Consider the following 14727-nt stretch of genomic DNA (forward strand, 5'->3'; position numbering starts at 1 on the left):
ACAACTGAGGTTCTGGAGCCGATGTCAGTGCATAAATGGAGTAAACTATATCAGCTTGCCACGGTGCATAGTGTTCAGTCGTATGTGTATCAAGGCCTTAAAAACTGTCAGGATCAGTTCAACCTTCATTTAACCGATGCGCAGTGGAAGCAATGGCTTACGGCCAAAGAGAATGATGAGGATAACGATGAGGATGAACTGTTGCGTCCGGATAAACTTACCAACCCTTTGCTGAACCGCCAGTTGCAGAATATTCTCGACGATGAACAGTCGGATATTAATACGCGCAGAATGTTGATTCGTATTATCAGTATAGCACGAAGAATCCTGAACGAGGGACTACCTTTGAGGTTACTGATTGAATTAGGCTTGACACTTCGTGCAAACAATAGTAAAGCGGATTACGAGGTGTTGGGCAGTTGGCTGAAGAAATTACATTTTGAGCAGATGGCACAACTCGAGGCTACCTTACTGATGGATTTGTTTGGCTTGGACCCAAAGGATATTCCTTTTGCAGAAAGTGATGCCGACCGCAAAACGATTGTTGTAGCAAAGGAACTGGCTGAATATACCAATATCCGTCAGGACTTTTATTTCTCACAGGGCTCGGATAGTATTTTTGTACACACCAGCAATGGCGGTGCCTTGATAAACCATATCAAGCGCTCTGCCCGTTACATGCGTTTTATACCTTCGGAGGCATTTACCAATTTCTTTGCATCATTTGCCCATTCGCTTACGCATATCGAAGAATGACACATTCTTTCCTACATGGCGTATGTGATTGAACCTTATTTCGCGCAAACCATGATTGCCCATGAATCGGCTTTTATCTACGCTTCCACGGATACCAACAATGCGTCCGTGACTAGTGTATTGCCACATGGTGATGTCGCGTCCGTCGGCCAATACTGGTTCTTCTTCAGTGTACATCGCAATCATTAACTTGTAATCATTAATCTTGCCTACTAAATGCTTGTTGTAGAAGTTACGGAACGTATAGATTAGTGGTCGCTGATGATAGGCTTCTTCGATTAAATCCAGAAAAGCATACAGTGAATCACAGAACTCCTCCGACGCCAGCCCGCCTGTGGTCTCAACATCAATCATCGGTATCAGGTCCTGTTCGCCTGGTCGGCATTGTGTCATAAAGTTCTCAAGCTGAGTCATTACAGGCGTTTTGGGACGGAAGAAGTGGTAGGAACCAACTTTCAGTCCGTGGCGATGGGCTAAATCGATATTGCGTTCGTATTGGGCATCGATACGATCGCCACCCTCGGTTGCTTTCAGATATACGTAAGCCATCTTGGTGTTCTCACCCACTGTCTCCCAGAACACTTCGCCCTGGTAATGCGACAAGTCGATACCGTGCACATGACTGCAAGTATCCTCACATTGTAAGAATGGATCGTAATTAGGATCGGTAAGTAAACGTGGATCTGGACGGTATTGGGCTACCGTACGTTTCTTGGTTTTCTTACTTTTTTTATGCTTGCTCACCACTCTCTGTGTTCTGTGCTTAGAGTGGTGCTTATTGTATCTTGAACGTTGAGCAAATCCATTGTTGGCGCCGAGCATTAACATGCATAATGTCAGCAATATATATAGTTTCTTCATTATATTCATTGTTTTGCGATGCAAAGATACTAAAAAAACAAATAAAAATGTAGGATATTACATATTTCTTTGTAACTTTGCCGCAAATTTTGATTTTATGCATAAGATTATTATAGGACTTTTAGGGATAGCGTTACTATGTTCGTGTAATAAAAAAGACGATCCGGAACCTACACCAGAACCAACGGTTTACGACCGAACGGTACTTGTATATATGTCAGGCGAGAACGACCTGACAACTAGTGGTTTTATGGAGGACGATTTGTTGGAGATGGATGAAGGTTCGTATCAACTGAACGATAACCAGCATCTTATCGTATTTATTGATTCTGTCGGAACAGACAATCCCCCACATATTATTGAGATAGCAAAAGGAAAAAGAAAGGTGTTGTATCAATATAACAGCGAATTTCCTGCCAGCGATCCCAGTGAATTCCGTGAAGTTGTAAAATGGACTATAGATAACTACCCATCAAAGGATTACGGTCTGGTACTCTGGGGGCATGCTACAGGATGGGCTGTAGATGCCGACTCTGTTGCTAATGTTCAGCGAACCAGAGCCTATGGCTACGATTACGGGTATGATTCATATACTGGTAGAAAGGCCATGAATATTACGCAGATGGCTAAAGCTCTCGAGGACCTGCCAAAGTTTAAGTACATCTTTGCCGACTGCTGTTGTTTTATGTGTGCAGAGAGTGCCTATGAACTTCGTAATGCAGCTGAATATCTGATTGGTTCGCCAGCCGAGATTCCTGGCGCGGGTGCTCCATACGATCAAATCATGAAGGCATTATTCTCAAGTTCTAACACCTTCTATCAGAGTATTTGTGATATCTATTACGATTTCTATCTTGATGCTTATAATACCAGTACTTACGATTTTCTGAATTTACAAGGATACAGTGTGCCTATATCGGCTGTTGATCTTTCGGAGATGGAATCTTTGGCACAGGCAACTAATCGGATTTTATCTACAATTTCAACGGAAATAACCAACCCTGCAGTATTAGACCTTTCTGGGTTGCCATTTTATTTCGCAAGTACTGCTTACTCCGATATGAAGGTGATGTACGATATATCGTCAGTATTTTACAAATATGCTTCTACAAGTGATTATAACCTGTGGTTGGCAGCATTTAATAAGGCTGTGCCCTACTCTCTTGTATCAACTAAATGGCAAACAGTTTATAATACCCTGCTTAACAGCTTTGATAGTTTTCCTGTCAACAACGCTATGTGGGGGGGCATGAGCATGTATTTCCCTCAGCAGAGGTACGACAATTATACCTACAAATTCAATTCGCGCATTAAGAACTTTCAATGGTACTATAGCGTGAATTGGGGCAACTATGGATGGTAATATCAATCCATGTTCCCCCAAAAAGAACTTTACCCTAACACTAAACCTACTTTAGTGTTAGGGTAAAGAGCTTTTAAAGCCTATGTATCTGTATATAATCAGGCTGCCTCGTGAATCACCACTTTGATTTTCGAGATACGATGCCCATCGAGTTCTGTCACCTCAAAGGTGAAGTTTTTATAGTCCAGACGTTCGTGCAACTCGGGGAAATCGCCTTTAATTTCAAGCAGCAGTCCTGCCAGCGAATCAGCATCACCCTCAACATCTTCGAATGTCTCATCATCAATGTCCAGAATTTTGTAGAAATCGCTTAGCAAAGTCTTGCCTTCGAATATATAGGTGTTGGCATTTATACGTGTGTACGACTTCTCTTCCTCATCATACTCGTCATTAATCTCGCCTACAATCTCCTCCAGGATATCCTCGAGTGTTATAATACCGCTAGTACCGCCAAATTCATCCACTACAATTGCAATGTGTACCTTATTCTCTTGGAAATCGCGTAGCAAATCGTCGATTTTCTTAGTCTCTGGCACAAAATATGGTGGACGTATTAATGACTGCCAACGGAAAGTGGCAGGCTTTGACAGATGTGGTAGCAAATCCTTGATATAAAGTATTCCGCGAATATTATCGATAGTGTCCTGATAAACAGGAATACGTGAATAGTTATTCTCGATAATACATTTCAATACTTCAGGGAAAGGCAGGCTAAAGTCGAGGTCGACCACATCCTGACGACTGGTCATTACCTCTTTAGCAGTTTCATCGCCAAAGCGCACAATACCCTCAAGCATGTTCTTTTCGTCTTTCAAATCTTCTTTATCGGTAAGTTCCAGAGCCTGCTCCAAATCATCTACGCTCAGTGCACGATTCTCCTTCTGTACCACCTTCTCGGCAATGATACCCGAGCGGATAAGCACCGATGATAATGGATAGAACAGCTTGCGCAGCACCATGATACTTCCAGCTACTCTGCGGCAGAACGATAAAGCACGCTGACCTGCATAAACCTTTGGCATAATTTCGCCAAACAGCAACAGCAGGAAAGTGAGTAATACAGTGATGACAACAAACTGCAGCCAATAAGCATCGCCGAAATCCACTACGTGTGCAAAGAAATAGTTACAGAGCATGATAATGGTTACGTTTACCAGATTATTTGTAATCAGTATCGTAGCCAATGTACGCTCCGAATCCTCGCGTAATTGAAGAATATTCTTATCCGAATCGTTCTTCTCGTCGTTCAGCTCATTCAAATCGTTTGGCGACAGAGAGAAGAAGGCAATTTCAGAGCCAGAGGCAAAACCGGAAAATAAAAGAAGTAAGCCTGCTATTATAATAGATATCACAGCACCCATGGTTGGTGCTGTGACAGTTACTTCACTCAGGATTTGTTGAAGATAGTCCATTGTCTGATTTTGGTGAAAGCATTTCCATATTATCCGCCCATATCTCGGTGGCATAACGACGCTGACCTTGTTTGTCATCGTACGTAGTATAGCGGATGCGGCCTTCTATATAAAGCTTATCTCCCTTATGTACGTATTTCTCTACAATCTCAGCCAGTCGACGCCAAAGAATCACATTATGCCAATCGGTGTGATCGGGCACCTGTGTGCCATTCTGCAGCGTATAACCACGTTCGGTTGTTGCTAATCTGATACGAGCAACTGCTACACCTTGATCAACATATCTTACTTCGGGGTCTTGGCCAACATTGCCAATAAGCATTACCTTATTCATAATAGGAGCGTTTATATAGGTTGATTACTTAGCTTTGCCGAGGAAACGGAACTTAAAGTTCTTTCCTTTAGGTGATGGGAACTGACTACGCGAGTCAACACGATCGCGCAGATAGTCGATCATACGCTCATAGCACTCCATACCCGAGAATGCCTTTACTCGAGCTGCAAACTGGGTGTCGCGATACTGGAACTTACCAGTACCAGGTACTAAAAGAACGCGCTTAAAATCTAAATATCCTTCGTACCATCCTTCGTTAATCTCATTCAATCGCATTAAGGTTGGTGTTACCTTCGAAGGTTGCTCGTTCGACTCTGTCGAATGAACAGCTTTCTTATCTTTGAAATCCTGCATTGTTGCAGCTTCGGTCTTTATAATGATGAAATAAACACGAGGATGAACTTTATATCTTTTGGGATAGAAAACGTCGCTTGATGCATACTCACGAATATCTGCTTCAAGAAGCGGATTCATCTCAATCTCATCTATCGAACTTAAAAATTCTATAGCCTCGTCTACGGTTGGTACGAGAGTTTCTCGATCAAAATATCTTAAGTATAAATTCATGTTTGTTTTGAAAAAGATGTTGTTTTCCTATAAAGAAGAGCGGAAAACGGGACTCGGACCCGCGACCCCAACCTTGGCAAGGTTGTGCTCTACCAACTGAGCTATTTCCGCAAGAATGTCAATTTAAAAATGGTGAAGAGGAGGAGACTCGAACTCCCACGTCGCAATTGACACTACCCCCTCAAAGTAGCGCGTCTACCAATTCCGCCACCTCTCCAACATACGCTGAATAAAAAAGAGTGCCCAGAACAGGACTCGAACCTGCACGCCTTGCGGCACACGCACCTGAAACGTGCGCGTCTACCAATTCCGCCACCTGGGCATTTTGTCATTAAGGCCATTCCTTAACGTCTCTTTTTTGTTCAACAAGTGAGCGGAAAACGGGACTCGGACCCGCGACCCCAACCTTGGCAAGGTTGTGCTCTACCAACTGAGCTATTTCCGCGTTGTTCTCTTTATCAGAGGCATCTCTCTTGATTGCGGGTGCAAAGGTAATGCTTTTTTTTGAACTGACAAACTTTTCAGCGATTTTTTTTCGAAAAAAGTGCCATTTTATCGATTTGTTTACAAAAACAGCCCTAATCCATACGATTTCGGTAGTCTTCGTACCCAAAACGGCGTAAAATCTCCAATTTACCGTTTGCATGTAACATACCTATTGCTGGATGTGAAATTCCGTTAAAAGTGCAAGTTTTTACGGTTGTGTAGTGAATCATATCCTCGAAAATAATTTCTTCCCCTACTTTTAATTCGTGATCAAAAAGCCACGAACCCATAAAATCACCACTCAAACAACTGTTACCTCCCAAACGATAAGTCATCGGTTCGGTAGCTTTTTCCATGTCAACAATCTCAGCACCTCGTACTTCGGGCATGTATGGCATTTCCAAACAGTCGGGCATGTGACAGGTAAAGCTTACATCTAGGATGGCAGTTTTAATACCTTTATCTTCTACTATATCTACTACGTGCGATACTAGAGGTCCGGTTTGCCATGCAAAAGCACTACCTGGTTCCAGAATAATCTTCAACCATGGATAGCATTTTTTAAAGTCCTTAATTATATTAATAAGCAGTTCTACATCATAATCTTTGCGAGTCATGAGATGACCGCCACCAAAATTAATCCATTTGAGCTGTGGGAACCACTTTGCAAATTTCTCCTCGATGTGTACCAGTGTGCGTTGGAATACATCTGGTCCACTTTCGCAGAGCGTATGACAGTGGAAACCTTCGATGTCGGCTGGCAACTGCTCAGGTAGCTTGTCGGCTGTAATACCAAAACGGGTGCCAGGTGCGCATGGATTATATAATAAGGTACTAACCTCGGAGTATTCGGGATTAACGCGCAGTCCTAATGATACAGTTTTGGCTAACTCGTGGAATCGCTCATATTGCGATAGCGAGTTGAATGTGATATGCGATGAGCATTTCACAATCTCGGGAAACTCTTCTTCGGTATAGGCAGGCGAATAAGTATGGGCTGGTGCCTTAAACTCCTCGAATGCCAGACGGGCCTCCGACAGCGAACTTGCTGTAGTGCTGTTAATGTACTCACGGAAAATGGGGAATGTCTTCCAAAGGGCAAAAGCCTTGAAAGCAAGTATAACCTCAATATCGGCTTTCGCCGCAACTTCAGCAATCAAACTGAGGTTACGGCGAAGCTTTGTTTCTTCTATAATATAAATAGGTGTATTCATTATTTCTTTAGTGGAACAGTAAAACTAAAAGTACTACCTTGACCTTCTATTGATTCAACATAACAATCACCACCATTCTTTCGGGCGAAGTCCTGACAGAGTTGTAATCCAAGTCCCGAACCTTCCTCGCCACCGGTTCCGTAGGTAGTGTCACCTTTACGGAAAATAGAACCGAGTCGATCGGCTGCGATACCTACACCATGGTCGGTTACGCTGATCTTGGCGAAATCGCCTTCGGCAGCCATGCTGATCTCGATAGTAGAATTCTCGGGCGAGAATTTGATGGCATTCGACAGGAAGTTACGCATAACCGTTTTAAGCATATCGTTATCAGCAGTTACAATCAGATTGTCAGCTGATGGCTGAAGGTCTAATTTGATGTGCTTGGTTTGCGCAATCATATCGAATATCTCAACCACACCAGGAATGATATCATTCAAATCCAAATCCTGAACTACCACGCTCAAACGACCAGTCTGACTCTTAGTCCATTTCAGCAGATTGTCCAACAGGTCATGAACATCTTCTGATTCGCGATTAGCTTTATCAAGCAGTTCGTAAAGTTCGGCGCCTACAGTTTCGGGCGATGTTGATGCAACTACCAGATTCAGTACCATGCGGATGCTGGCCATTGGTGAACGGAGATCGTGGGCAATTACCGAGTACATCTTATCGCGGTTCGACAGCGTGGCACGCAGGTCGCGGTTCTGCTGCTCGATGATACGCTTAGCGGCAACCAGCGAAATCTGCTGCATAACACGCATTACCAATTCTTCCTTATTAAAAGGTTTGGTCAGGAAGTCGTTTGCACCAACCTGGAATCCATGTACCAGATCCTGAGGTGTATTCAATGCTGTAAGGAAGATAATAGGAATATCTTTTGTTTCTTCGTCTTTCTTCAGGATTACAGCTGTATCAAAACCGCTGATATCGGGCATCATTACATCAAGCAGAATCAGGTCGGGATGTTCCTTCTTGGCCTGCTCGATACATGTGGTGCCGTTGTTGGCGGTACATACCTGAAATTTCTCGTTTGTCAGCAATATCTTCAACAGTAAGACATTACTAACAACGTCATCAACAATAAGTACCTTGTACTCACTGCGGTTTATTTTGGATTCAAGTGTATCTGCTACGTCCATGCCTGTAGGATCAGTAATTGTTGATATTAACTTTGCAAAAATAGTGCAATAATTTGAAATAACCAAATTATTACACCATTTTTTTGCGTTTTAGGGCGAATATAGGCCTTCTAGGCCCCTATTCTACCTGTATTCTGACCAAGATTTGATACCAATTTCGTTCAGTTTAATGCTACAGAAAGCATGAATGAATGCACTTGCCAGTCGGCTATTGGTAATCAGGGGCACGTTCAGATCGATTGCTGCACGACGAATCTTGTAGCCGTTGGTAAGTTCATGTGTAGTAAGATTCTTCGGAATATTTACTACCATGTCGATTTTATGCTCATGCAGCAGGTCGAGTGCCTGTGGCTGGGCGTTATCCGATGGCCAGTGTACCAGGGTGTTGGCAATGCCGTTATCGGTAAGGTACTTTGAAGTACCACCTGTAGCATACAGCTCGTAACCGTTTTCAACCAGCTGTCGGGCGGCATCCAGCATTTCTGCCTTCTGCTTAGCCGAACCTGTTGAGAGCAGAACTGTCTTCTTTGGTATGCGGTGACCAACGCTGAGCATCGCCTTGAGCAGTGCGGTGTCGGTGTTATCGCCGATACAGCCTACCTCACCGGTAGATGCCATATCTACACCAAGTACGGGGTCAGCCTTCTGCAGACGGTTAAAGCTGAATTGCGAAGCCTTGATACCTACATAGTCGAGGTCGAACAGGTTTTTCTTGGGCTTCTCTACAGGCAGACCGAGCATAACCTTGGTGGCCAGGTCGATGAGGTTCAGCTTGAGCACCTTACTTACGAATGGAAAACTACGTGATGCACGCAGGTTACACTCGATAACCAGGATGTCGTTCTCGCGCGCCATATACTGGATATTGAACGGACCGTTGATGTGCAGTGCCTTGGCAATCTGACGTGAGATACGCTTGATACGGCGAACTGTCTCAACATACAGTTTCTGCGGTGGGAACTGGATGGTAGCGTCGCCTGAGTGTACACCGGCAAACTCGATATGTTCACTGATGGCGTAGGCCATAATCTCACCGTCTTTAGCCACGGCATCCATTTCGATTTCCTTGGCGTTCTCGATGAATTTCGAAACTACAACAGGATGATCCTCAGATACATTGGCTGCCAACTGCAGGAACTTTTCAAGCTCCTCCTTGTTCGAGCAAACGTTCATGGCTGCACCCGAGAGTACGTATGATGGGCGTACCAGAACTGGGAATCCTACACGGTCAACGAAGTTATCGATATCCTCCATCGATGTGAGTGCGCTCCACTCGGGCTGGTTCACACCAATTTCGTTCAGCATCTGCGAGAACTTAGCGCGGTCCTCTGCACCATCGATATCAACGGCCTGGGTTCCGAGAATGTTCACGTGCTGCTCATCCAGATATACAGCCAGGTTGTTAGGAATCTGACCGCCGGTAGATACAATTACGCCGTGAGGCTGCTCCATGTCGATGATATCCAATACACGCTCGAATGTGAGTTCGTCGAAGTACAAGCGATCACACATGTCGTAGTCGGTAGATACCGTCTCGGGGTTGTAGTTAATCATCACACTACGCCAGCCTTCCTTGCGGATAGTGTTCAGAGCCTGAACACCGCACCAGTCGAACTCTACCGACGAACCGATGCGATAAGCACCCGAACCTAATACGATGATACTCTTTTTGTCGTTTTCAAACTGTATGTCGCTGGCCACGCCACTGTAGGTTACATACAGATAGTTAGTTTGCGCGGGGTATTCGGCAGCCAAGGTATCGATCTGCTTTACTACAGGCAGAATACCGAACTGCTTACGACGGTTGCGAACCAGCAACGAAGCCTCGTGCATATTGCGGGTCTCGCCTTCCAAGCCAATGGCGCGGGCAATCTGGAAATCGGTAAATCCATAAACCTTTGCCTGGCGCAGCAGGTCCTTCTCGATGGTGTTGATATTCTGTTTCTTCAGCTGCTCGTCGATGTCGATAATGTGCTTCAGTTTCTGCAGGAACCACTTGTCAATCTTGGTCAACTCGTGAATACGATCAATGTCGTACAGTTTGTCGTGCATGGCCTTCGAGATGACGAAGATACGCTTATCGGTTGGCTCGCGCAGGGCGGCATCGATATCGTTAATCTTCAGTTCTTTGTTCTCAACAAATCCGTGCATGCCCTGACCAATCATACGCAAGCCCTTCTGGATAGCCTCCTCAAAGTTGCGACCGATGGCCATTACTTCGCCTACCGACTTCATCGATGAACCGAGCTCCTTATCTACACCATGGAACTTAGAGAGGTCCCAACGTGGTATCTTACAAACCACGTAGTCGAGTGCAGGCTCAAAGAAGGCGCTGGTGGTCTTGGTAACCGAGTTCTTCAGCTCGAACAGACCATAGCCCATACCCAACTTGGCAGCTACGAAAGCCAAGGGGTAACCGGTTGCCTTTGATGCCAGTGCCGACGAACGGCTCAATCGGGCATTAACCTCAATTACACGATAGTCTTCCGACTGTGGGTCGAAAGCATATTGTACGTTACACTCACCTACGATACCGATGTGACGGATAATCTTGATGGCCAGTGCACGCAGCTTATGATATTCTGAGTTGGTCAGAGTCTGTGAAGGAGCGATAACGATCGACTCACCTGTGTGGATTCCCAGGGGGTCGAAGTTCTCCATGTTACATACTGTGATACAGTTGTCGTATTTATCGCGTACTACCTCGTACTCAATCTCCTTCCATCCCTTCAACGATTTCTCAACCAGTACCTGTGGTGAGAAAGCAAAAGCTTTCTCGGCCAGCTTGTTGAGCTCCTCTTCGTTGTCGCAGAAACCTGAACCCAGACCGCCGAGTGCGTAAGCTGCACGCAGGATTACTGGATAGCCCAGTGCCTTGGCAGCCTTACGGGCGCTCTCGATATCAGAGCAAGCCTCGCTCTTAATGGTCTTTACGCCAATCTCATCGAGCTTCTTTACAAACAGCTCGCGGTCCTCGGTATCCATGATAGCCTGTACAGGTGTACCCAGTACTTTTACGCCGTACTTCTCAAGTACGCCGCTCTGGTAAAGCTCTACACCGCAGTTCAGAGCTGTCTGTCCACCGAAAGCCAGCAGAATGCCATCGGGGCGCTCCTTCTCAATTACTCGCTCAACGAAATAAGGCTGAACAGGCAGGAAGTAAATTTCGTCGGCTACACCTTCTGATGTCTGTACGGTGGCGATATTAGGGTTAATCAACACTGTTTTCACACCCTCTTCGCGCAGTGCTTTCAGAGCCTGCGAACCGCTATAGTCAAACTCTCCGGCCTCGCCTATCTTCAATGCGCCGCTACCCAGCAACAGCACTTTCTTTATACTATTATCTTTCATAATGTCTCAATAAAACGGTCAAACATAAATTCTGTGTCAACGGGGCCTGAGCAAGCCTCGGGGTGGAACTGGCTCGAGAACCAGGGCAATGAGAGATGACGGATACCCTCGTTCGAACCGTCGTTCATGTTTACAAAAAGTTCGCGCCAGTCGTTACCCAGTGTGGCAGCATCTACAGCGTAGCCGTGGTTCTGTGATGTAACGTAGCAGCGGTTAGTTCCTACCTCGCGTACAGGCTGGTTATGTGAACGGTGTCCGTACTTCAGCTTGTAGATGGTTGCGCCGCCAGCTTTAGCCAGCAACTGGTTACCCATACAGATACCGCAGATAGGCTTGCGTGATGCCGACATCTGCTTTTTCAGAATCTCTACAGCGTCAACGCACATGTCGGGATCGCCAGGGCCGTTAGCTAGGAACAGACCATCGAACTCCATGTTGGTGTAGTCGTAATTCCAGGGCACACGGATTACCTCAACACCGCGGTTAACCAGGCAGCGGATAATATTGTTCTTTACACCGCAGTCAACCAACACTACCTTGCGGCCAGCGCCTTCGTTGTAGCGGATAATGTCTTTGCAGCTTACTTTGTCTACCCAGTTGATGCCCTCGTACTCAGCTGTAGGGATGTTTTCGGGCTCGTCGTCAAAAATAATCTGTCCCATCATCACACCGTGTTCGCGCAATACTTTGGTAAGTTCGCGTGTGTCTATGCCGGTAATGCCGGGTACACCCTCGCGTTTCAGCCAGTCGGCTAAGCTCTCGGTGGCATTCCAGTGTGAGTACTGCTCGCTGTAGTCGCTCACGATAATGGCCGATGCATAAATCTTGTCGCTCTCCATAAAGGTTGCCAGTCCATTATTTTCAATGCTGCATGGTGGCACTCCATAGTTTCCTACCAGCGGATAGGTAAGTGTCATCAACTGTCCGGCATAGCTGGGGTCGGTAAGGCTCTCAGGGTAACCCATCATAGCCGTATTAAATACCACCTCACCAGCTACGGGTTTCTCGCTACCGAAACTCTTGCCGTGAAATTTAGTTCCGTCCGAAAGGACCAGTGTTACATCTCTCATATTCTTTCCTTATAATCTATATATATTCTTTATAAAAAAGGCGAAACGTTTAAAAACGAATCGCCTCAAATATCATTCAACTGTCACCGATTTTGCTAAGTTTCTTGGCTGGTCAACGTTCTTACCTTTGCAAACAGCAACGTGATAAGCCAACAACTGCAGAGGAATCGTTGCAACCAACGGTTCCAAACACTCAAGCACGTCGGGAAGCTCAATCACCTCGTCGGCAATTTTCGCAATAGTGTCGTCGCCCTTTGATACGAGCGCTATCACCCTACCCTGACGGGCTTTTATCTCCTGAATGTTCGACAATACTTTCTCGTACATCGCGTTATGGGTAGCGATAACTACTACAGGCATGTCGGAATCTATCAGGGCTATAGGACCGTGTTTCATCTCGGCTGCGGGATAACCCTCAGCGTGGATGTATGAAATTTCTTTTAGTTTCAAGGCGCCTTCGAGTGCTACAGGGTATGAGAATCCGCGACCCAGATACAGGAAATTGTGTGCATAGGTAAACGTGCGGGCCAGGTCGGCTACCTTATCGTTTGCCTGCAGTACCTCGCGAATCTTCATAGGTATCTCGCTCAGGCCTTTTACTATTTTCAGATACTCTTCACGCTTAACGGTTCCCTTTGCCTCCGAGAGTGCCAGGGCAATCATTGTAAGCACGGTTACCTGTCCGGTAAATGCCTTGGTTGATGCCACACCAATCTCAGGACCTACATGGATGTAAGTACCTGTGTCGGTGGCACGGGGAATTGACGAACCTATGGCGTTACATACACCATATATAAATGCGCCTTTTTCTTTTGCTAATTGTACGGCTGCCAGTGTATCGGCGGTCTCACCGCTCTGACTGATGGCGATTACAACGTCGCCCTTACCAACTACAGGGTTGCGATAGCGGAACTCAGATGCGTACTCCACTTCTACAGGAATACGGCACAAGCTCTCAATAATCTGTTTGCCAATCAAACCGGCATGCCATGAAGTACCGCAAGCAACGATTACTACGCGCTTGGCGTCGAGCAGCTGGCGACGGTAGTCGATCAATGCCGACAGGGTTACATGATCGGCCTCTACGTTTACACGTCCGCGCATGCAGTTGGTCAGGCACTCAGGCTGCTCAAAAATCTCCTTCAGCATGAAGTGTGGGTAACCACCCTTCTCAATCTGGCCCAAATCGATATCTACAGTCTTAACGGCCAGCTCCTGATCTTCACCCTGGATGTTTACCACGTGCAGATCCTGACCGCGACGGATAACGGCGATGTTACCATCCTCCAGATAAACCACCTTATCTGTATACTCTACGATAGGACTGGCATCTGAACCGAGGAAGAACTCATCTTCGCCGATACCTACAACCAGTGGACTCTGCTTACGGGCGCAGATAATCTGGTCGACATCACGCTTGTCGAGCACGGCGATGGCATAAGCACCAATTACCTGGTACAGGGCTACCTGTACTGCTGTGAGCAGGTCGAGCTTCTTGTGTTCCTTAATATATTCTATGAGCTGAACCAGCACCTCGGTGTCGGTATCCGATACAAAGTGTACCCCCTTCTGCTGCAGTTTCTCCTTCAGCTCGGCGTAGTTCTCGATAATACCGTTATGGATGATGGCTAAGTTCTTACTTTCTGAATAATGTGGGTGTGCGTTACGCGATGATGGCTCGCCATGGGTGGCCCAACGCGTGTGCGCTATACCTATAGTACCACTTACATTCTTGTCGTTGCAGTATTCACAAAGGTTGTCGACTTTTCCTTTCGACTTGTAAACATTCAAGTCGCCATTGTCATTAATCAAAGCTACGCCAGCGCTATCGTAACCACGATATTCCAGACGGCGCAAGCCTTTAATTAGTATGGGATAAGCTTCCTTATTCCCGATATATCCTACGATTCCACACATATACTGTTTTGTCGTTTTGTCGTCTTTAATTCAATTTCGGCTGCAAAATTACAACAAAAATCTGAATCTACAAACGTTTTGCCCAAAAATATTTCTAAAAACTTACACAAGATAATATAAAACAAAAATCCACCAAGATTCACATCTTGATGGACCTCTGCGGTGCGTACGAGATTCGAACTCGTGACCTCCTGCGTGACAGGCAGGCATTCTAACCTACTGAACTAACGCACCATTACTATGGAACGAATGAA

11 protein-coding genes and 5 tRNA genes are annotated in these 14727 nt (G+C 45.7%); 2 read left to right on the forward strand and 14 right to left on the reverse strand.

Going from position 1 to position 14727, the window contains the following annotated elements; all coding sequences use genetic code 11:
* Window positions 1–21: 21 nt before the first annotated feature.
* Complete coding sequence (locus T500_RS0109555; RefSeq protein ID WP_036908945.1) at window positions 22–756, forward strand: hypothetical protein; 735 nt, start codon at window positions 22–24, stop codon at window positions 754–756.
* Here T500_RS0109555 and T500_RS0109560 read toward each other — a convergent pair.
* Window positions 721–1617, reverse strand: a complete 897-nt coding sequence (locus T500_RS0109560; RefSeq protein ID WP_230580885.1) for a glycoside hydrolase family 25 protein — start codon at window positions 1615–1617, stop codon at window positions 721–723. The two genes, T500_RS0109555 and T500_RS0109560, sit on opposite strands and share 36 nt — an antisense overlap.
* 214 nt (window positions 1618–1831) lie before the next feature.
* On the opposite strand from T500_RS0109560, the gene T500_RS0109565 reads away from it, so the two are divergent.
* Window positions 1832–2980 (forward strand): clostripain-related cysteine peptidase, encoded by a 1149-nt coding sequence (locus T500_RS0109565; protein WP_028907927.1) that lies wholly within the window; start codon window positions 1832–1834, stop codon window positions 2978–2980.
* Window positions 2981–3078: 98 nt separating this feature from the next.
* On the opposite strand, the gene gldE is transcribed toward T500_RS0109565, so the two are convergent.
* From gldE to T500_RS0109630, 13 genes are all read right to left on the reverse strand, one after another.
* Entirely contained in the window at window positions 3079–4392 is a 1314-nt protein-coding gene (gene gldE, locus T500_RS0109570) for a gliding motility-associated protein GldE (RefSeq protein WP_080694853.1), read from the reverse strand.
* On the reverse strand, window positions 4364–4726 hold the full coding sequence (locus tag T500_RS15710; RefSeq protein ID WP_013063962.1) for a single-stranded DNA-binding protein: 363 nt from the start codon (window positions 4724–4726) through the stop codon (window positions 4364–4366). The genes gldE and T500_RS15710 overlap by 29 nt, the downstream gene beginning before the upstream one ends.
* Window positions 4727–4750: 24 nt before the next feature.
* Complete coding sequence (locus T500_RS0109580; protein WP_028907929.1) at window positions 4751–5293, reverse strand: hypothetical protein; 543 nt, start codon at window positions 5291–5293, stop codon at window positions 4751–4753.
* Between the two features lie 38 nt (window positions 5294–5331).
* Window positions 5332–5404, reverse strand: a tRNA-Gly gene (locus T500_RS0109585).
* Window positions 5405–5423: 19 nt separating this feature from the next.
* A tRNA-Leu gene (locus tag T500_RS0109590) sits at window positions 5424–5510 on the reverse strand.
* Between the two features lie 23 nt (window positions 5511–5533).
* A tRNA-Leu gene (locus T500_RS0109595) sits at window positions 5534–5615 on the reverse strand.
* A gap of 50 nt (window positions 5616–5665) precedes the next feature.
* A tRNA-Gly gene (locus tag T500_RS0109600) sits at window positions 5666–5738 on the reverse strand.
* Window positions 5739–5871: 133 nt separating this feature from the next.
* The gene (gene nspC / locus T500_RS0109605) at window positions 5872–6993 is read right to left on the reverse strand and encodes a carboxynorspermidine decarboxylase (protein WP_028907930.1); all 1122 of its coding nucleotides are present in this window, start codon (window positions 6991–6993) and stop codon (window positions 5872–5874) included.
* Window positions 6993–8135, reverse strand: coding sequence for a hybrid sensor histidine kinase/response regulator (locus tag T500_RS0109610; RefSeq protein WP_028907931.1), 1143 nt, complete (start codon window positions 8133–8135; stop codon window positions 6993–6995). The genes nspC and T500_RS0109610 overlap by 1 nt, the downstream gene beginning before the upstream one ends.
* Window positions 8136–8258: 123 nt before the next feature.
* The gene (gene carB, locus T500_RS0109615; protein ID WP_028907932.1) at window positions 8259–11486 is read right to left on the reverse strand and encodes a carbamoyl-phosphate synthase (glutamine-hydrolyzing) large subunit; all 3228 of its coding nucleotides are present in this window, start codon (window positions 11484–11486) and stop codon (window positions 8259–8261) included.
* Window positions 11483–12556, reverse strand: a complete 1074-nt coding sequence (carA, locus tag T500_RS0109620; protein ID WP_028907933.1) for a glutamine-hydrolyzing carbamoyl-phosphate synthase small subunit — start codon at window positions 12554–12556, stop codon at window positions 11483–11485. Before carA ends, carB begins: the two co-directional genes overlap by 4 nt.
* Before the next feature lie 72 nt (window positions 12557–12628).
* Window positions 12629–14473 (reverse strand): glutamine--fructose-6-phosphate transaminase (isomerizing), encoded by a 1845-nt coding sequence (glmS, locus tag T500_RS0109625; RefSeq protein ID WP_028907934.1) that lies wholly within the window; start codon window positions 14471–14473, stop codon window positions 12629–12631.
* A 160-nt stretch (window positions 14474–14633) separates the two neighbouring features.
* Window positions 14634–14707, reverse strand: a tRNA-Asp gene (locus T500_RS0109630).
* Window positions 14708–14727: the final 20 nt, after the last annotated feature.

The sequence above is a fragment of the Xylanibacter ruminicola Ga6B6 genome, from assembly GCF_000687715.1.
Classification (GTDB): Bacteria; Bacteroidota; Bacteroidia; order Bacteroidales; family Bacteroidaceae; genus Prevotella; species Prevotella ruminicola_B.